Origin of the sequence: Ensifer sp. Root278 (assembly GCF_001429285.1) — a bacterium.
Classification (GTDB): Bacteria; Pseudomonadota; Alphaproteobacteria; order Rhizobiales; family Rhizobiaceae; genus Ensifer.
On sequence record NZ_LMJJ01000001.1, the window covers coordinates 229404 to 247722 of the forward strand.

At 62.9% G+C, this 18319-nt stretch carries 19 protein-coding genes; 4 read left to right on the forward strand and 15 right to left on the reverse strand.

The features are described from left to right. The first annotated feature begins 20 nt into the window (after positions 1 to 20). The gene (locus tag ASE60_RS01180; RefSeq protein ID WP_057247906.1) at positions 21 to 446 is read left to right on the forward strand and encodes a DoxX family protein; all 426 of its coding nucleotides are present in this window, start codon (positions 21 to 23) and stop codon (positions 444 to 446) included. A gap of 113 nt (positions 447 to 559) precedes the next feature. After that, positions 560 to 925, forward strand: coding sequence for a nuclear transport factor 2 family protein (locus tag ASE60_RS01185; RefSeq protein WP_057247907.1), 366 nt, complete (start codon positions 560 to 562; stop codon positions 923 to 925). Positions 926 to 967: 42 nt separating this feature from the next. Here the strand turns inward: ASE60_RS01185 and ASE60_RS01190 are convergent, their stop codons facing one another. The 5 genes from ASE60_RS01190 to ASE60_RS01210 form a co-directional block, all read right to left on the reverse strand. Further along, positions 968 to 1711, reverse strand: coding sequence for a class I SAM-dependent methyltransferase (locus ASE60_RS01190; RefSeq protein ID WP_057247908.1), 744 nt, complete (start codon positions 1709 to 1711; stop codon positions 968 to 970). Between the two features lie 12 nt (positions 1712 to 1723). Then, positions 1724 to 3286, reverse strand: coding sequence for a glutamine-hydrolyzing GMP synthase (guaA, locus tag ASE60_RS01195; RefSeq protein ID WP_057247909.1), 1563 nt, complete (start codon positions 3284 to 3286; stop codon positions 1724 to 1726). A gap of 160 nt (positions 3287 to 3446) precedes the next feature. After that, positions 3447 to 4085, reverse strand: coding sequence for a 5'-methylthioadenosine/S-adenosylhomocysteine nucleosidase (locus tag ASE60_RS01200; RefSeq protein WP_057247910.1), 639 nt, complete (start codon positions 4083 to 4085; stop codon positions 3447 to 3449). Beyond that, a complete protein-coding gene (locus tag ASE60_RS01205; protein WP_057247911.1) occupies positions 4082 to 4534 on the reverse strand; it encodes a PaaI family thioesterase in 453 nt (150 codons plus the stop codon). The genes ASE60_RS01200 and ASE60_RS01205 overlap by 4 nt, the downstream gene beginning before the upstream one ends. A 35-nt stretch (positions 4535 to 4569) precedes the next feature. Further along, positions 4570 to 4938 carry a TspO/MBR family protein gene (locus tag ASE60_RS01210; protein ID WP_244495501.1) on the reverse strand — a complete coding sequence of 123 codons (369 nt, stop codon included), beginning with the start codon at positions 4936 to 4938 and terminating at the stop codon, positions 4570 to 4572. 47 nt (positions 4939 to 4985) lie between these two features. Here ASE60_RS01210 and ASE60_RS01215 point away from each other — a divergent pair, with 47 nt between their 5' ends. Then, positions 4986 to 5540 carry a GNAT family N-acetyltransferase gene (locus ASE60_RS01215; RefSeq protein ID WP_057247913.1) on the forward strand — a complete coding sequence of 185 codons (555 nt, stop codon included), beginning with the start codon at positions 4986 to 4988 and terminating at the stop codon, positions 5538 to 5540. Positions 5541 to 5554: 14 nt separating this feature from the next. Here ASE60_RS01215 and ASE60_RS01220 read toward each other — a convergent pair whose 3' ends face one another. The 10 genes from ASE60_RS01220 to ASE60_RS01265 all read right to left on the reverse strand — a co-directional run bounded on the left by ASE60_RS01220 (position 5555) and on the right by ASE60_RS01265 (position 17216). After that, positions 5555 to 6640, reverse strand: a complete 1086-nt coding sequence (locus tag ASE60_RS01220; RefSeq protein ID WP_057247914.1) for a DUF1513 domain-containing protein — start codon at positions 6638 to 6640, stop codon at positions 5555 to 5557. A gap of 78 nt (positions 6641 to 6718) precedes the next feature. After that, positions 6719 to 7708 (reverse strand): magnesium transporter CorA family protein, encoded by a 990-nt coding sequence (locus ASE60_RS01225; protein ID WP_057248240.1) that lies wholly within the window; start codon positions 7706 to 7708, stop codon positions 6719 to 6721. 344 nt (positions 7709 to 8052) lie between these two features. Then, on the reverse strand, positions 8053 to 9168 hold the full coding sequence (locus ASE60_RS01230; RefSeq protein ID WP_057247915.1) for an imelysin family protein: 1116 nt from the start codon (positions 9166 to 9168) through the stop codon (positions 8053 to 8055). Beyond that, on the reverse strand, positions 9168 to 10697 hold the full coding sequence (locus tag ASE60_RS01235; RefSeq protein ID WP_057247916.1) for a di-heme oxidoredictase family protein: 1530 nt from the start codon (positions 10695 to 10697) through the stop codon (positions 9168 to 9170). Before ASE60_RS01235 ends, ASE60_RS01230 begins: the two co-directional genes overlap by 1 nt. 48 nt (positions 10698 to 10745) lie before the next feature. Beyond that, positions 10746 to 12026 (reverse strand): imelysin family protein, encoded by a 1281-nt coding sequence (locus ASE60_RS01240; protein ID WP_057247917.1) that lies wholly within the window; start codon positions 12024 to 12026, stop codon positions 10746 to 10748. A gap of 190 nt (positions 12027 to 12216) precedes the next feature. Then, complete coding sequence (locus tag ASE60_RS01245; RefSeq protein ID WP_057247918.1) at positions 12217 to 13506, reverse strand: RsmB/NOP family class I SAM-dependent RNA methyltransferase; 1290 nt, start codon at positions 13504 to 13506, stop codon at positions 12217 to 12219. A gap of 136 nt (positions 13507 to 13642) precedes the next feature. Next, positions 13643 to 14017: a septal ring lytic transglycosylase RlpA family protein gene (locus ASE60_RS01250; RefSeq protein WP_057247919.1), complete on the reverse strand. Its 375-nt coding sequence runs from the start codon at positions 14015 to 14017 to the stop codon at positions 13643 to 13645. A 460-nt stretch (positions 14018 to 14477) separates the two neighbouring features. Further along, on the reverse strand, positions 14478 to 15353 hold the full coding sequence (locus tag ASE60_RS01255) for an SDR family oxidoreductase (protein ID WP_057247920.1): 876 nt from the start codon (positions 15351 to 15353) through the stop codon (positions 14478 to 14480). Continuing rightward, entirely contained in the window at positions 15341 to 16513 is a 1173-nt protein-coding gene (gene queG / locus ASE60_RS01260) for a tRNA epoxyqueuosine(34) reductase QueG (RefSeq protein ID WP_110877856.1), read from the reverse strand. The genes ASE60_RS01255 and queG overlap by 13 nt, the downstream gene beginning before the upstream one ends. Before the next feature lie 10 nt (positions 16514 to 16523). Beyond that, on the reverse strand, positions 16524 to 17216 hold the full coding sequence (locus tag ASE60_RS01265; protein WP_057247922.1) for a glutathione S-transferase family protein: 693 nt from the start codon (positions 17214 to 17216) through the stop codon (positions 16524 to 16526). Positions 17217 to 17378: 162 nt separating this feature from the next. On the opposite strand from ASE60_RS01265, the gene ASE60_RS01270 reads away from it, so the two are divergent. Then, positions 17379 to 18185: an undecaprenyl-diphosphate phosphatase gene (locus ASE60_RS01270; RefSeq protein WP_057247923.1), complete on the forward strand. Its 807-nt coding sequence runs from the start codon at positions 17379 to 17381 to the stop codon at positions 18183 to 18185. Positions 18186 to 18319 lie beyond the last annotated feature (134 nt).

Sequence of the window (18319 nt, forward strand, 5' to 3'; positions counted from 1 at the left end):
CCACGTCAAGGAGACGTTCAATGTCTGCGACCCGTTATCTTCCCTTTGTCGGCCGGCTGCTGATCGGCCTTCCCTTCGCCATGAGTGGTTTCAGCAAACTCGGCGCCTACAGCGCCACGACCGGCATGATCGATGCCGTCGGGCTGCCTTTTCCACCGCTGGCCTTCACCGTGGCAGTGCTTGTCGAGCTTGGTGGAGGTCTGCTTCTCATTGCCGGCTATCGCACCCGCTCCGTGGCGGCTGCTCTCGCGCTGTTCTCCCTCGCAACGGCCTTCTCGTTTCATAGCAATTTCGCCGATCAGAACCAGATGATCCATTTCCTCAAGAACGTCATGATGGCGGGTGGGCTTCTTCAGATCGCTGCATTCGGCGCCGGTGCTTTCAGCATCGACAATCGGCACCAGGCCGGCGAGCCGGGCACAGGCGCGGCGGTTGCCGCCCATTAGTCAGCCAATGCCGGATCGGCGGATGTTGCCACCGGGCTGAGCGATCCAGACCTGACCCTGTGCCCTGTCCTCACGCTTCCGGCAATCGGCCCGACCCCAACCGGAGAAATGTGATGTCTTTCCCCGTTTCGACCTTGTTGCTTCGCAACCTCCACGACGTGTTCGGTGAGATTGACGCTGAGCGCCGGCGTGCCGCGATCGACGAGATCTTCCATGAAGACGCCGTGTTCTATGACCCCAATGGCGGTATCTTCCGCGGCCGCGACGAGATTGATCGGATCGCGGGCGTGATCAAGGCCACACATCCCGACTTTCAATACCAGCCGATCGCCCCAGCTGAGGAAATAGGCAATGGCGGCCGGGTCCGGTGGGTGTCAGGCAGTCCCGGCAAAACAGCGGCCTATGCCGGGACCGATTTCATCATCGCCCGGGATGGCAAGATCGCCGCCGTCTATCTCTTTTTTGATGCGCTTGCATAGATCAGACGCATCGCGATCGCTTTCCGGGCACCGGGCAAGCGGCTATCTCAGCCGGCCGATCGGAATGATCTCGGGCGCGGAAGTTTCGAACGAACTGCCGTCCCAGCCGCCGAGCCACTGTTCGACGACGAGCCCGGCCTCGTCCATCATCGCGACGAGGTCTTCATGGGAAGGGAAGGCGATTTTCGACTGGGCCGCGTAAGTGCGTCCGTCGGCTGCGATCCGATAGAAAGTTCCGTATTCCACGATACCCGTCGCCGGATCATGCTGCACGTCGTTCCAGGCGAGAACCTGGCCTAGGACCGGATGAACGATGTCCCGTTCGGATTCGGCCGCGGTCCACTCCCGCCATTCTTCGACCAGCGGATTGCGGCTGTCGAAAATGAAGCGCCCGTCGGGAGCCAGATGCGCTGCGATGGTCTTGAGTGCGGCGAGCTGATCCTCCCTGGTCAGGAAGACCTGGAAGGCATGGCCGCTGAGCAGCACCATATCGAAGGTCTCGTCGAGGCGGATGGTCCGCCCGTCGCCCTCGACCCAACGCACCCGGTCGCCGCCGGGTCGTGACCTCGCGACATCGAGCATCGCGGCCGCCGGATCGACGCCGACGACCCGTTTGCCACTCACAGCAAGAGCAGCAGCCAACAGGCCGGTGCCGCACCCCAGATCGAGGATCGAGGTGCGCCCAGCGGCCATGGTCTTCAGATATTCGGAATCAGCGGTCCAGCCGTTCTCGATGTCGTAGAACTCTACAAGGCTTGGATCGCTATAGAGCTTGTCTGACGGCATCGAGATGACTGCTTATTCCCACTCGATCGTGCCCGGCGGCTTCGAGGTGACGTCGTAGACGACACGGTTGATGCCGCGGACCTCGTTGATGATGCGCGTTGCCGCGCGGCCGAGGAATTCCATGTCGTAGTGGTAGAAGTCGGCCGTCATGCCGTCGACCGAGGTGACGGCACGCAGCGCACAGACGAACTCATAGGTGCGGCCGTCGCCCATGACACCGACGGTCTGCACCGGCAGAAGCACGGCAAACGCTTGCCAGATGGCGTCGTAGAGGCCGGCCTTGCGGATCTCGTCGAGATAGATCGCATCAGCCTCGCGCAGGATCTCGAGCTTCTCGCGGCTGATGCCGCCCGGGCAGCGGATGGCAAGGCCCGGGCCCGGGAAGGGGTGGCGGCCGATGAAGCTGTCGGGCAGGCCGAGCTCGCGGCCGAGCACGCGGACTTCGTCCTTGAACAGTTCGCGCAGCGGCTCGACGAGCTGCATATTCATGCGCTCCGGCAGGCCGCCGACATTGTGGTGCGACTTGATCGTCACCGACGGGCCGCCGGTAAACGAGACGCTTTCGATCACATCGGGATAGAGCGTGCCCTGGGCAAGGAAGTCCGCGCCGCCGAGCTTCTTCGCCTCTTCCTCGAACACTTCGATGAACAGGCGGCCGATGATCTTGCGCTTGGTCTCGGGGTCGCTGACGCCTTCGAGTTCGCCGATGAAGCGGTCGGACGCGTCGACGTGCAGGAGGTGCAGGTTGTAATGCTCCTCGAACATCGCAACGACGTTCTTCGCCTCGTCCTTGCGCATCAGGCCGTGGTCGACGAGGATGCAGGTGAGTTGGTCGCCGACAGCCTCATGGATGAGGAGTGCCGCGACCGAGCTGTCGACGCCGCCCGAAAGCGCGCAGATCACCTTCTTGTCACCGACCTGGTTGCGGATCGCCTCGACCGCCTTGGCGCGGTAGGCCGACATCGACCAGTCGCCCTTGATGCCGGCGATCTTGTGCACGAAGTTGGCAATCAGCTTGGCCCCGTCGGGGGTGTGCACCACTTCGGGGTGGAACTGCACGGCGTAATATTTGCGCTTCTCGTCGGCGATGAAGGCGAAGGGCGCGTTGGCCGAGGTCGCGACGACCTCGAAGCCCTCGGGGATCGCGGTGACGCGGTCGCCATGCGACATCCAGACCTGGTGGCGCGAGCCGACGGACCAGAGGCCTTCAAACAGCGGGCAGTCCTTTTCGACTTCCAGGAAGGCGCGGCCGAATTCGCGGTGATGTCCGCTCTCGACCTTGCCGCCAAGCTGGGCGCACATGGTCTGCTGGCCATAGCAGATGCCGAAGACCGGCAGGCCGGAATCGAAGATAACCGAGGCCGCGCGCGGCGAGCCGATGTCGAGCGTCGAGGCGGGGCTGCCGGAGAGAATGACGGCCTTCGGCTTCAGCTGGCGGAAGCCTTCCTCCCCCGACTGGAACGGCACGATTTCGCAATAGACACCGGTTTCGCGCACGCGCCGGGCGATGAGCTGCGTCACCTGGCTGCCGAAATCGACGATGAGGACGGTATCGGGATGGGCTGTCTGGGTCATTGGGGGCCTTCAAACAAGCTTGATCATGGCGAGCCTTTAATGAAAGGCCGTCATCAGCGCAACGATTCAATTGCACCCCGACAATTCCGGGGTTTCAGAGCGGGATGAGGAAAAGTGTGTGCGGTTTTCCGACCGCATCCCGCTCTGACTTACGATCACATTAGAGCCGGATCGCGCCGCTTGAGATCGCATTCTCCAACCGGTCGATCACGGCTGCAAGCTTCTCGTCGATGACGTGCAAATATTCCGTCCAGTCGCTGACGTGCTTGAGCTCGGCCTTGCCGTCGGAAATGCCGCGAAGCGCAATTAGCGGAACCCCGAAGGACTGGCAGGCGCGCAGGACCGCAAAGGTCTCCATCTCCACCATGTCGGCGTCGATCGTCTCGTACGCCGCGCCCGAGACGATGTTGGCGCCGGTCGAAAGCCGGGCCTCCGGCACGCCGGGAATCCTGAGCGGCAGCGGCACCGCGGCCGGCAGGTCGAGAAACGGCGTTGCGCCCTTCTCGAAGCCGAGCGGCGAGGCATCCATGTCGCGATAGCCGACGGAAACGGCCTGGTAGACCTCCGTCTGTTCCAGCCTGGCGGCACCGGCGGACCCGAGCGAAACGACCAGATCGGGCAGGGCTCGCTCCGCGGCGAGCTCCGCGAGCGTTCGCGTCAGCACCACGGCGGCCTCGACCGGGCCGACGCCGGTCATCAGCGGTTTGATCCGCTGCTTGAGGTGCGTCCCGTATTCGGCATCCACGGCCATGACGTAGAGAACCCTGCGTCCGGCAACGGTTTTGACGGCAAAACTCATCCTTCGATCCCCTGGCGTCCGCGTACCACCATCATCGTCCCGGTCATCGAGGCGATCAGCTTCGCCGGCCCATCGGCGCGGATCGCGTAGCCGCGCCCGTCGGAGACGATGATCGTCGAGCCGGGTTTGGTCACTTCACCGCGAAACAGGAAACGCTCGCCGCGCCCCGGCGAAAGCAGGTTGACCTTGAACTCGATCGTCAGGATCGAGGCATCCGGGTCGATCACCGAATAGGCGGCATAGGTGCCGGCCGAATCCAGCGCCGCCGAGATCACGCCCGCATGCAGGAAGCCATGCTGCTGCGTCAGCTTGTCGTCGAACGGCAGTTCGATCTCGACCGTGCCCTGTTCAACGAGCGTCAGTTCGGCGCCGACCGTGCGCATTGCCGCCTGCCGCGCGAAACTCTCACGGATGCGCTTTCGGAAATCGGGGGGATCACGGTCGTCCATCAGTCCACATGGCCTTTTTTTGTCGGGTGGCATCATTATGCCTGCGGGACAGTGGCACGCTCGTGAAGGTCCGACAAGTTCAATTCATGAGCAAAATCGAGCTGTTGAGCGTCGTCGCAAACGCAACCCAGGCGAGATAGGACCAGGAACAGCAGGGCCGAAACGCGATCCCGCCGCCGGCTTGCGACGACGAAACCGGCGACTGCAATCAATAGCGCGATGATCAGGCCCGAGGAGATGTCCTCAATCCCGAAGAACAGCGGCGACCAGAGGAAGTTGAGGAACATCTGCGCCAGCCACAATCGCATGGCGGCGCGAGACCGAGACCAGTGGCGAATAGGACTGCGCACACGATCGTTCTGTTCATGGCCTCGACAGATAAAACAGACTTTCTGGCTTTCCATGGGGGCTGCCGTTTTGAAGCCGTGATCTGCCACCTATATCATGTGCCATGAAGAGCTTCAGACGCATCGACATCCGGCCGGCCGGTCCGGATGACATCATGATGATCGCCTCCGTCATCGTCGAAAGCTGGCGATCGACGTTCCGCGGACTGATTTCCGACGCCTTCCTCGATGGGATGAGCGTCGAAGAGCAGGCGCTGCGCCACGCAAGGCGCATGCGCGTCGCCGATGTCTTTCATCTGGTCGCGGTCGACATGAGCACGAACAAGGTGATCGGTTTTGCCAATTATGGAAAAGCCCGCTCGATGCCGCCGCGTTTCGATCGCGAGCTCTACGCGCTCTATATCCTCAAGGAATTCCAAGGCGCCGGCATCGGCTCGGCACTGGTGCGCAGCGTTGCCGCCCATTGCCGGGAACTGGGCGGCAAGTCCCTGTTTGCCTGGGTGCTTTCCAGCAATCCGAACAGGGCGTTCTATGAGCATCTGGGTGCGGTTGCCGTCGGCCAGGGTCAGGTAAGCCTCGGCGGTGAAAACCACGACCAGATGGCCTATCGCTGGGACGACTTGGCAAAGCTCTCCGGCGCGGGCCGCTTTTCGGCCTGAGGCATGTCTCCGGCCTATGCCAAACGAACGATGTGCTGATCCCAGGCGACCCGGCTTTGGCGCTCCTTGAAGTGGCCGTCATAGGACGAAACGGCAAAACCGTGGTCGGCTGTGGCGACCCCTGCTGCATCGACGACGCGCTCTTCCTTCAAAACAGCGCCGGTGCGGGCATCGAGCGTCACGGCCACGTTGCCCTTCGGTGAGGTCAGGCCGATCAGCCCTTCGTGCCGGTTGACGGCGATCGCGCCGACATAGTTCGCCAGCGCTTCCGTCGTGCGTTCGGGCAGCGACAGGAATTTCAGGTCCTCGCCCTTGGAGAAGGATCCGACCAACGGCGGCAGGTCGTTGCGCGCGCCTTCGTACTGGCAGGCAAACCAGATCTCGCCCTTCGGGCCGATGTCGACGTGGCGCGTCGAAAGACGGCTGAGTTCAGCAGGCAGACCGTGCCTCTGTACGAGCGCGCCGGTTTTCGTGTCCACCAGCGTCAGGCTCGGCTCCATATGGTCGAGATTGAGCTTGGTGCGGCCGAAGTCCGGGTGGGTTTCGATGCCGCCATTGGCGATCGCGAGCAGGCGTCCGTCGGCAGCGAGCGTCATGTCGTGCGGACCGATGCCATAGGTCGGGAATTCGCCGATGCGGGCGAAGTTGTCGGTGCCGTCATAGATGCCGACCATGCCGCGATTGCCGGCAAAGTCGTTCTCGGTAGCATAGAGCAGCTTGCCATCCGCCGAGAAACAGCCGTGACCGTAAAAGTGCCGGCCCTCTGCTGCAGCGATGACCACTGGTTCCGCCGAGCCGTCGGTCGAAAGGATCATCGCATAGGTGCCGGGCCGGCGGGCGAAGGCGACCGCTCGATGGCTGACGGGCGAATAGGCCATGCCATGCGCGCGCGCCGGAAGCGTCGTACGGTCGATGATCTCGCCGGCTTCCGTCAGCGTTGCAACGCCATAGCTTCCATCCGGCGCCATGAAGGCCGAGGCGAAGACGGCATCGGCTCTGCCTAGGGCGAAAGCCCGGTCAAGCGCCAGGCTTGCCACCCAGGCTGCGCCTGCCATTTTCAGGAAACTGCGCCGGTCGATCAGACCCGTGGCGGCTGTCATGCCATCCTCGCTCGTCGTGGAAATCTGCAGCCCTGAACGGAGGTGCCGCTCAGGGCTGCGATATAGCAGGTTGCGGGGTCAGAGCCAGCCCCGGCGCTTGAAGTAGAAATAGGGCACGATCGCCGATATCACCATCAGCATCAGTGCCGCAGGATAGCCGAACTCCCACTGCAGCTCCGGCATCACGCCGAAGTTCATGCCATAGATCGAGGCGACCAGCGTCGGCGGCAGGAAGACGACGGCGGCGACCGAGAAGATCTTGATGATCTGGTTCTGCTCGAGATTGATGAGGCCGAGCGTCGCGTCGAGCAGGAAGTTGATCTTGTTCGACAGGAACAGCGCGTGGTCGCCAAGCGAAGTTGCATCCCGTTGGATCAGCTTGATCCGCTGCCGGCTTTCCTTTCCTGCCTTGCGTGGCCCCATGCCTTCGAGCGCCACGTGATAGGCAACGAGCCGACCGATGCTGACGAGGCTTTCGCGGATGACCGTCAGGAGGTCGCCCTTCTGGCCGATCTGCTCGATCAGCGACTGCAGGTCGCGCGTCTTCTTGGTGGCGCTGGCATTCGTCTTGCGGAACACTTCGCGCGAAATCGCGTCGACCTCGCTGCCGGCGCGCTCCAGCGCGTCCGCCGTGCGATCGATGATCGCTTCCAGCAGGCCGAGCATCACCAGTTCGCCGGTCTCGCAGATCTGGCCGTTGGCCTTCTGGATGCGGTTGGAAAAGGTCTGAAACGGCTTGGGGTCGGCATGGCGTACCGTGACCAGCGTCGCGCCCTTGAGGATGAAGGTCACCGGCACCTTGACCGGATAGTCGCTGTCGAGCTTGGCGGTGGCCGTCATCGTCATGAACTCGGCGCCGTCCTCCTGGTAGAGGCGGTCGGAAAGCTCGATTTCCTGCATCTCGTCACGGGTCGGGATCTCGATGCCGAGCTGGCCCTCGACGAGGCGCGTTTCCTCAACGGACGGATTGAAGAGGTCGAACCAGATGGCGGGCGTCGGCGATGCGATGCCGTCAAGCATGTCGACGAGCACGAGGTGGCTGTTCTGGCTTTTGTAGATGCGCAGCATATAGGGCTCCATAGGGCGAGTCATCCGACCGCCACGGAGCCCTGATCAAATCAGGACCGGACGGCCGTGAGCGTGAAGGCTCGACTTCGACTGTCGGGGTTCATTGTGAGTTGGTCCTTGTGGTGAAACGTGCCCGCGAGAGCGGACACGGGAAGCGCTTTGCGCCTAAAAGCCTTGATTGTCAACACTCTGAGTTTGAGCGGGATGCGGGCGGAAACCGCGCACACTTTTCCTCATCCCGCTCTGGAGCGCGTGCGTTCAATTGAACGCACTAAGGACGCTCCAGCACTTTGATGCGAGAGCATCTTTTCCGCTCCAGTGCCTACACCTGCGAGCGGGATGCTCTAGTCACCGTCGGCGAAGGAGAAGCCGGCGCCAAGCCCGATCGCGCCTCCGAAATCCTTGTTCAGACGGTTGAGGAGGTCGTTGGTGTTGAGCGACAGGAAGGCGAGCTTGGCGCGCTTGTCGTCGTCAGTGAGCGCGGCATCGATCGGCCCGTCGATGTTGCCGGCCATGCCGATCACCGACTTGAAGACGAAGTCGGCCGAACCCGCCACGGAGCGGCTGTCTTCCGGCAGCAGGCTTTGCATGTCAGCGACATCGAACAGCGTCTTGAGCCCGCGCACGTTGCCGGCGATCGAGGCCATGGTGTTGCCGGAGCGCCAGTAGATCGCAAGTTTCGGATGCCCCTTGTCGTCCTTGCCTTCGTAGAACGGCTTCAGCCGCTGGTCCTTCACCGTCTCGACGCCATGGACGAGAATGCCGAGCAGTTCGGTCGTCGCCTCGCGATTGTCGCGGAATTCGGGATTGTCGGGGCCTGGGTGTTTCCAAGCGGCCTGGATTCCCTCCGGCTTCTGCCAGGCGGCCAAAAATTCGTTGGCGATCGTGTCGAGGTTCCCAGTGATCGCCAGGCCATAGCGGCAGCGGAAGTCACCCTCCTTGCCCGAAAGCGCCTCGGCGCCGGTGCCATAGAGAACATATTCGAGTGCGCCCAGCCCTTGCGCCGCGACGCTCTTGCCCTTGAGCTTGGCTTCGTCCGTTGCGCTTTCGTCCGCCTTCGAAAGGATCGCCTGCACCTGCTTGAGCCCGGTGCTCTTGCGATCGGGGTAGAAGAGGAAGCGTTCGAAGCGGTTCTGTTCGAGAGCCGGACCAAGCCTCACGACCTCGATCGCCGACCAGGCGGCGACCAGGTCGGAGAACGCACTCTGCGCGTTCTTGAGTGCCGGCTGCGACGGCGCCTCGCAGAGCTTCGCCGTCGCTTGCCTTGCAGCGGCGGTCTTTTCCGACAGGTTGCGGTAGCCGGGAATGATGAAGTCGTCGACGGCCTTGGCCATGACGGCGGGCACGGCGGCCTCGTTGACGACGCGCGGCGAGAGCGCGCTCCCCTCCTGAGCTATTGCGGGCAATGCGGTCGTCAGCGCCAGGGAGAACGCGAGGGTGAGCGTATGCGTAGAGGGCATCAGAGTGACTCCAGGAAGGCAAGGAGATCGCGGCGATCGCTTGCGGCAAGGGCGGCGAAAGCATCGCGGGCCTTCTGCCCTTCGCCGCCATGCCAGAGGATCGCTTCGGTGAAATTGCGGGCGCGTCCGTCGTGCAGCAGGAAAGTGTGCCCACTGACGGTCTTCGTCAAGCCGATGCCCCAAAGCGGCGGGGTGCGCCATTCTCGGCCGGTGGCGACGCCCACTTCCTGGCCGTCCGCGAGACCTTCGCCCATGTCGTGCAGCAGGAAATCGGAATAGGGCCAGATGAGCTGGAAGGACTGCGCCTTGTTTGCGGCATCCCGGCGGGTGACGAATTTCGGCGTGTGGCAGCTCGTGCAGCCGAGGTCGTAGAAGACCTTCTTGCCACGAAGTGTTTCGGCAAAGCTCGCCTTGCGACGCGCCGGAACGGCAAGGTTCTCCGAATAGAAGGTCACGAGGTTAAGCACCGGATCGGGCGCTTCGGTCGGACCAAGCCGTTCCTGCACACCGGTCGCCATGGTGAGGCATTTCGCTTGGGCGGCTGTGCAGTCGCCATGCGGCCGGTCGGCGTCGGGGGAGGAGATGCCGATATCGGTGGCAAAGGCATCGGCGCTCTGCTGCCGCACGGTGGCATTCTGCGCCTTCCAGCCGAAACGTCCGATGGTCAGCCTGCCGGACTTCGCGTCACGTCTGAGCGCCGGGCGGCCGCTGATCCCGTCGCCGTCGGCGTCGTCAGGATCGGCAAGCGCGAGGATGTCCGCCTCTTGGATCGCCTCGATGAGGCCGAGCCCGATCATCGGCTGGGCCACGCGCGGTGAGAGCGTCGTTGCCGGATCGAGCGGTCCGTAGGCAAGGTCGGTCACCGAGTAGCGCGGCCGGCGCAGTGAAACGGTCTCGCCGTCGGGGAAGGTGAAGGGTTGCTCGGTGTAACTGACCTTCAGATGGCCTTCGGCAGCAAGGCCCGGCACGGCGCTATCCTGAAGCTGGGCGCCATAGACCGGATCGGGGAAATTCACGGCCTGATGCGCCTCGATCGACCGGCGCTCTTTGTCGTCGCGCGGCGGGCGCGCCAGACGGAAGAACATCGAAGTCGTATCGGTGGAGCCCTCCGGCGGGCGTCCGCGTCCGTCCTTCAGGTGGCAGCTCTGGCAGGCGCGGGCGTTGTAGAGCGGGCCGAGCCCGTCGGATGCCTGGGTCGAGGAGGGCGAGGAGACCCAGAGCTTGCGAAACAGCGCGTTGCCGAGCTTGAAGCCTTCCTCTTCCTGGAAGCTGAGATTGGCCGAAAACTGCGAGAAGCTGTCGGCATTGACGGGCGCGATCGAGGTCGCAGCACCGCCGGACATGGCCTCGAAGCTTTCCGCCTTGGAAAAATCCGCAGTCGGTCGCGTCACCGTTGCGACGCGATCGCGGTCGGTGTTGCTCAGGTCGATACGTTTGGTCGGAAGATCGTCGCCCGCGGCGGCGGGCAAGGCGAGAAAGAGCGCCTGCGCAAAAAGAAGCGCGAAAAGGCGAGGAGCGCCAAGTTTCATCGGTAGAGGATCGGGCCGCACCGGTTTCGGGCGGCCCGCCTTTTCAGCTTATTGGAAGACGGCGTTAGGATTGTCCAGGCTGTCGGAACCTTCAAGCTCGATCGTGCCGAGATCCAGCGACGCAATGACGCGCTGAACGGTCTTTGCCTGGGCGATCAGGCCGTCGATCGCTGCCTGCACCGTGGCGTTGCCCTCGGCATTGCCTTCGCCGATCATCTGGTCGTAGGCCTCGGTGGTCTCCGCGCGCTTGGCCATCGCCTGCATCTTCTCGACTGTAGTCGAAAGGTTGCCGGTCATTTCCTTGTCGAGCGCTGCGTCCTTGGCGGCAACGAGTTCCGAAAGCGACGGGCCGGTCATCTTGGTGCCGTCGACGCGGATGTACTCGCCCGTATAGGCCGACTGGATGCCGATCGCGTCGTGCAGATGCGAGTTGTGCGTGTTGTCGGAGAAGCAATCATGCTCTTCTTCCGGATCGTGCAGCAGCAGGCCGAGCTTCATGCGCTCGCCGGCAAGTTCGCCATAGGAGAGTGAACCCATGCCGGTGAGGATGGCGACGAGACCAGCCTTCGGATCGGCCTCGACGGCCTTGGTTGCGGCACCGTCCGGTGTCCAGTTGGCGACCATTTCCTTGAGGTCGGAAACCACGAGCTCGGTCGCGGCCTTCAGATAGGCGGCGCGGCGGTCGCAATTGCCACCGGTGCAGGCCTTGGTGTCGTAGTCGGTATAGGGGCGGTTTCCGGCGCCAGCCTTGGTGCCGTTCAGGTCCTGGCCCCAGAGCAGGAATTCGATCGCGTGGTAGCCGGTGGCGACGTTCGCCTCGATGCCGCCGGCTTCCTGCAGCGTGCCCGCCAGGAATTCCGGCGTGATGTTGCTGGCATCGACGTCCTTGCCGTCGATCTTGATCGTCTTGTTGGCGATGACGTTGGCGGTGAACAGCGCGTTCTCGTCGCTTTCGCTGCCGTAGCTCGGGTCGACATAGTCGATCAGGCCTTCGTCCAGCGGCCAGGCGTTGACCTTGCCTTCCCACTCGTCGACGATCGCGTTGCCGAAGCGGTAGACTTCGGTTTCCTGGTAGGGGTTGCGGGCCTTCCGCCAGGCGTCGCGCGCGGCCTTCAGCGTTTCTTCGCTCGGCGTCGCGATCAGCGCGTCGACCGCCTTGTCGAGTGCCTCGGCCGTCGTCAGCGCATCTTCGAACTTGGCATGGGCGACGGCGGTGTAGTGCTTCACCACGGCGGCGGCATCGGTTGCGGCGTGGGCCGGCTGCAGGGCCAGCGCCGACGTTGCCGTCATGAACGCCAGCGCGGCGCCGCGGATGAATTTCTTGGTCATGACCCTCTCCTGTTGCTTCCTTCGGCGCAGCCGATCGAGCCCGCAAACGCGGCATCGTTCAGGCGTCGGGCCATGAGAAAAGGCCCCGGCCGGGCCTGCCTCTCATGAACCAAAAGCAAACTTGTGTCAAAGTGTATAGTTTAGAACGTTTTCAATCTGATGCCGGGTCCTCGGCGGCATGCGAAGGGCATCAGCCCTTGCGTTGCATCAGGCAGAAGAAGAAGCCGTCCGTGCCGGTCGAGGCGGGCGTCAGCGTCACCGTCTTCATGTCGGCCGACCAGGGTTGCGGCTTGTCGGTTCCAAAGAGCGTCGCCCAGATGTCGGCTGCCGACAGGATCTCGAATTCCGGGTTGTCTTCGCAGAAGCCGTAGACCTGGGCCTCGTTTTCCTCAGGCAGTACCGAGCAGGTGACATAGATGAGGTGGCCGCCCGGGCGGACGAACTGGGCAGCGCTCGCCAGCGCTTCCTCCTGCTGGGAGATGCGCTCTTCAAGATTCTTCTGGTTGAGGCGCCATTTCGTGTCGGGCCGGCGGCGCCAGGTGCCGGTGCCGGTGCAGGGCGCATCGACCAGCACCCGGTCGAAGCGGCCGGCGAGCGGCGCGAGGCTGTCGGTGGATTCATGCACCTGGACATTGCGGGTGCCGGCGCGCTTCAGCCGTTCGATGATCGGCGCGAGGCGTTTGCGGTCGGTGTCGTAGGCGTGCACCTGGCCCTTGTTGTTCATCGCCGCCGACATGGCGAGCGTCTTGCCGCCACCGCCGGCGCAATAGTCGAGCACCTGTTCGCCTTCCTGCGGAAAGGCGAGATCGGCAACGATCTGCGAGCCTTCGTCCTGGACTTCGAACCAGCCCTTCTGAAAGGAAAGCTCCGCCGTCACGTTCGGCAGGCGCGAGGCGCCTTCGCCGGCCGGAATGCGAATGCCGTTGCGGGCGATCGTCGCCGGTTCGGCGCCGCTGCGCTCCAGCGCCTTCAGCACCTTGGCGCGCGAGGCCTTCAGCGTATTGGCACGCAGGTCGAGCGTCGGCCGGCCGGCGAGGGCCTTCGCTTCATCGAGCCAATCGTCGGAGAAGTTTTCCTCGAAGGAGGCCTGGACCCATTCGGGAATGTCGCCCTGGATGTGGGCTGCGGCGTCTTCGAGGCGGCGCGTGGCGAAGGCTTGCGCCATCTCGGCTGACGGCATCTCAGGCGCAAATTTGTCGCCGTCGAGTTCGGCAGCGAGCGCTTCCGGGGTGAAGCCCCATTGCCGGTACATCACGGCATGGCCGAGCGCCGACGCGCTGTCGCTGTCCATCAGGAAGGCGTGCGAGAGTTTCATGCGAAGGGCGTCGTAGACGATGTTGCCGATCGCCGAGCGATCGCCGGATCCGGCGAAGCGATGGGAGAGGCCCCAATCCTTGAGCGCGTCGGCGACCGGGCGCTTCCGCTTTTCGATATCCTCAAGAACCTCAATGGCTCCAGCGAGCCTGCCGCCCAAACGCATCTTCGATCAACTCCTTTTTCGCCGTGGTAACGGCGATGGCATCGAAGAGCAAGACGGCGGAGAAGATTAACCGCCGAGAATGGTCTTTCTCAAGTAAACCCACCCGACGATCGGTCGGATGGCAGTATTTCAAAAATCAGGAATTGATGACGCGATAACAGATGCTGGCGTGGCCGGAGCGGATCATGCCGATCTGCGAGGCTGCAGCCTTGGAAAGGTCGATCACGCGGCCACGAATGAATGGCCCACGGTCGTTGATCCGAACGATCACGCTCTTGCCGTTGCGCTTGTTGGTGACCTGAACCTTGGTTCCGAACTTCAGGCTGCGGTGGGCGGCGGTCAGGCGGGCGGCATTCATGCGCTCGCCGGAGGCGGTCTTGGAGCTCAGCGCGTACCAGGACGCGCCGCCGCAGCCGGCGCCGGCTGCATGGCTATCGGAAACGGAAACGAGACCGATAGCGGTCGTGAACAGCGCTGCAGCGGCAGCAGCCTTGATCTTCGCTGGCGTCAACTGGCGATCCCCTCGGTCAAATGGTTGAATAAAAATCTTCTGGGAACCGCTAATTGGGGCGAAAAATGGCGAAAACGTGCTTCAACCATTTACGATCTATTAGGATTTATTAAAAAATGACGAAAATTCAAAAACGAAGATTGTTTGAAATAGTTTAAATGGAGCCAGGAAGTTCTTTGGAATCAGCGGTTGAACGCTCACAGCCTTCCGCACGCAGGCGCAACTCAGTGGTAAACGAAAAATTTCATTAAAAATTTCGAATTGGACGAAATTTCCGGAATCCGGATGGTCGAAAACTCGTTACTAGCGCACAGGTTGTATTCAATTCGTCAAGTATCGAATGAATATCCAGAGAAAGTCACAATTCTGGCGGCGCTGCCGCCGCCATTACTGATGGACTGACTATCGGCTTTCTATAAGCATTTCGGGTTATGTTATTGATTGAGCGCCGAGTTGCGTTTCAGGCGTTGCGCCATGTGCCGGATTGCCAGAGCTGCGCAAGCGAAACGCGATAATCCGGATACGCGAACTCGAAACCGGTGGCGCGCATGCGGGCGTTCGATACCCGCTTGTTCTCGCCATAGAAGGAGCGGGCCATCGGTGACAGCTCCGCCTGCTCGAAGGGAATTTCCGGCGGCGGTTCGACGCCCATCAGCCGCGCGGCCTCAAGCACCACGTCCTGTGGTGGCGCCGGCTCGTTGTCGGTGATGTTGAAGACGCCGCTCGTGCCGTTGTTGGCGAGGAACAGGGTGGCCGCGCCGATATCTTCGACCCGGATGCGGTTGAACACCTGCCCAGGCTTGATCAGGCGCCGGGCCGTGCCGTTTGCGAGATTGCAGAAGGCGTTGCGTCCGGGGCCGTAGATGCCGGCAAGCCTCAACACGGCAACCGGAATGCTCTGCTTCGCGCCGAAGGCGATCCAGGCATCCTCCGCCTCCACCCGCTCGACCGAGCGGGCCGAGACCGGTTTGCGCAGCATGTCCTCGGTGACCCATTCGCCGCCGTGGTCGCCATAGACGCCGACGGTCGAGAGATAACCGATCCACTTGAGGTTCGGCGCCAGTTGCGCGAGATCCGGGCTGGAAGGGCGAAACATTGGATCGCCGTCGCGGCCGGGCGCGATCGACTGGATCAGGTGCGTCGCCTGGCCAAGCGCAGCAGCGAGTTCGCCGGAGACCGTTTCGCCGTCGAAGAGGATCGGGCGGATGCCGGCCTTTTCAAGCTTCGTTGCCTTCTCCTCGGTGCGGGTGGTGCCGACAACGCTTGTCGCCGTCGGGGCCATGGTCCGCGCGATTGCCATACCGGAGTAACCGGCGCCAAGGATCAGGACTTGCATCGGCTCACTCCCGCCATTTGCCATTCGTTGAGGACGTCTTCGTCGGTCTCTGGCTCGCATTGTTCGGCAAATTCCGCAAGCGCCGCCGGCGCGACCAATCGTGACAGCGCCCAGACCGCCATCGCCCGCACCACGGGCGAGGTATCGCCGATGCGCGCCCTGACCGCAGGCACGAGCGCCTGGTCGCCGGAGTTTCCGGCGGCGATCAGCACGTTGCGCACGAAACGGTCGCGGCCGATGCGCTTGACCGGCGAGCCCGAGAACAGGCTGCGGAAGGCCGGGTCGTCGAGGCCGAGCAAAGCTTCCAGCGATGGCGCCTTCAGGTCCTCGCGCGCCTTCAGCTTCATTTCGGAGGCTGCCTGCGCGAACTTGTTCCAGGGGCAGGCGGCGAGACAGTCGTCGCAGCCATAGATGCGGTTGCCCATCAACGGGCGCAGCTCCGGGTCGATTGGACCCTTGTGCTCGATGGTCAGGTAGGAAATGCAGCGCCGCGCGTCGATCTGATAGGGCGCAGGAAAAGCGCCGGTCGGGCAGGCATCGAGGCAGGCGCGGCAGGAGCCGCAATGGTCGCGCTCCGGCTCGTCGATGACGAGGTCCGCCGTGGTGAACAAGCTGCCGAGAAACAGCCAGGAGCCGAATTCGCGACTGACGAGATTGGTGTGCTTGCCCTGCCAGCCGAGGCCGGCCTTCTCCGAGAGTGGTTTCTCCATCACCGGGGCGGTGTCGACAAAGACCTTGACGTCCTCGCCGGCGCGCGCGGCGAAGCGGGTCGCGACTTCCTTGAGCTTGCCCTTGATGATGTCATGATAGTCGCGGTTCTGGGCATAGACCGAGATCGCGCCGCGATCGGTCTTTTCGAGAATCCCGCGCGGATCGTCTTCCGGCCCGTAATTCATCGCGAACATCACCACCGAGCGCACGTCGCTCCAGAGCGTGCGCGGATCGGAGCGTCGCTCGGCAGTCTCGGCCAGCCAGTCCATCGTGCCGTGGAAGCCGTCGTCGAGGAAGTCCTGGAGCCGAGCCGGCGCCTCGGGAATGGCGTCAGGGCGGGTGATGCGACAGAGATCGAAGCCCTTGTCTGCCGCCTCGGCTTTCAGGAATTCGGTCAGCTTCAGCCGCCGTCGATCCCCATTGTCAGCCTTGGCAGCGATGCCGGGCACGGATTCATCCTCAGAAGTCGAGGTCCGCATAGTGCGGAACCGGAGTCACGCCGCGCACACGCTCGGCAAGCAGCGGGCGGAAGGAGGGGCGGGACTTCAGCCGCTGGTACCACTCCTTGGCGGTCGGGGCATCCGACCAGTCGATCTCGCCGAGATAGTCGAGCACGGACACCGTCGCGGCCGCGGCGAGATCCGCATAGGAGATGCGGTCGCCGGCAAGCCAGGTGCGCGAACCGGCGAGCCAGGAGAGATACTTCATATGCTGGCGGATATTGGCGCGCGAGGTGCGCAGGACCTTGCTGTCGGGCGCGCCGCCGCCCTGGTCCGGTGTCATTTGCAGCTTGAAGATCCGCTCGCGCACCAGCGGCCGCGTCACGTCCGCTTCCATCTTGTGCAGGAACCACTCGACCAGGCGGCGGATTTCCGCCCGCTGGAACGGGTCCTCGGCCAGAAGCCGGCGATCCCGCTTCATGATTCCGTTCGTTTCGTCGAGATATTCCGAGATGATCGTGGCGCCACAGAGCGCTCTCATACTGTCGTCAACATAGACCGGTAGCGTCCCGGCCGGGTTCAAGGCCAGGAAGTCGCGCCGGTTCTCCCAGGGCTGTTCCTCGGACAATTCCGTCTGATAGCCATATTCCGAGAGGATAAGGCGAACGAACCGTGAAGCGGAGGACATGGGGTGATGATACAGTGTCGGCATCGATGATCTGGCTTCTCAGAGTCTTTTTGCTGGGGGCGTCAGCGTGGCGGCGCAAGCGTCTGGCCACGGCTCCTGTGATAGAGCTATAGAAATTTGTGGTGGCAAACACAAGCGAATCAGCCTTTTCCTCCCACTCCAAAACTTGTCAGGAAAATCTCATATATGGCGGATCAATCGATCATCAGCGCGCTTGTCCTCGGACTCATCGAGGGCTTGACGGAGTTTATCCCTGTTTCGTCGACGGCGCACGTCCTCCTTGCCGGCCACTTCCTCGGCTTCAGGTCGCCGGGCAACACCTTCGCCGTCCTCATCCAGCTCGGCGCCATTCTGGCCATCCTGCTCGTCTATTTCCAGAAGCTTCTGTCGATCGCGCTGGCGCTGCCGACGAGCATCAAGGCGCGCCGCTTCGTCCTGTCCGTTTTGATCGCCTTCCTGCCGGCGGCCGTCATCGGCGCAATCGCCCATGATTTCATCAAGACGGTGCTGTTCGAAACGCCGATGCTCATCTGTGTCGTGCTGATCGTCGGCGGCTTCATCCTCTACGCGATCGACCACCTGCCGCTGAAGCCGCGCTACACTGACGTCATGGACTATCCGCCGTCGCTGGCGCTGAAGATCGGCCTGTTCCAGTGCCTGGCGATGATCCCCGGCACCTCGCGTTCCGGCGCGACGATCGCCGGCGCCCTGCTGATGGGGACCGACAAGCGCTCGGCCGCGGAGTTCTCGTTCTTCCTGGCGATGCCGACCATGCTCGGCGCCTTCACGCTGGACCTCTATAAGAACCGCGACGCGCTCTCCTTCGACGATTTCACCCTGATCGCCGTCGGCTTCATCGCGGCGTTCGTCGCCGGCATCTTCGTCGTGCGTTCGTTGCTCGATTTCGTCTCGCGGCGCGGTTTCACGCCCTTCGCCATCTGGCGCATCGTCGTCGGCACGGCCGGCCTGATCGGCCTCTGGTTGCTCGGCTGATCTCGGGATCAACGATCTCAAATGAAAAAGGCGCGTTCTGGACGCGCCTTTTTCTTTGACCTCAGTCTTCTTCGAACTCGGATAAGGCCTCAAAAACAAAGCCGCGTGCGTCTCAAGGTGAAACGCACGCGGCC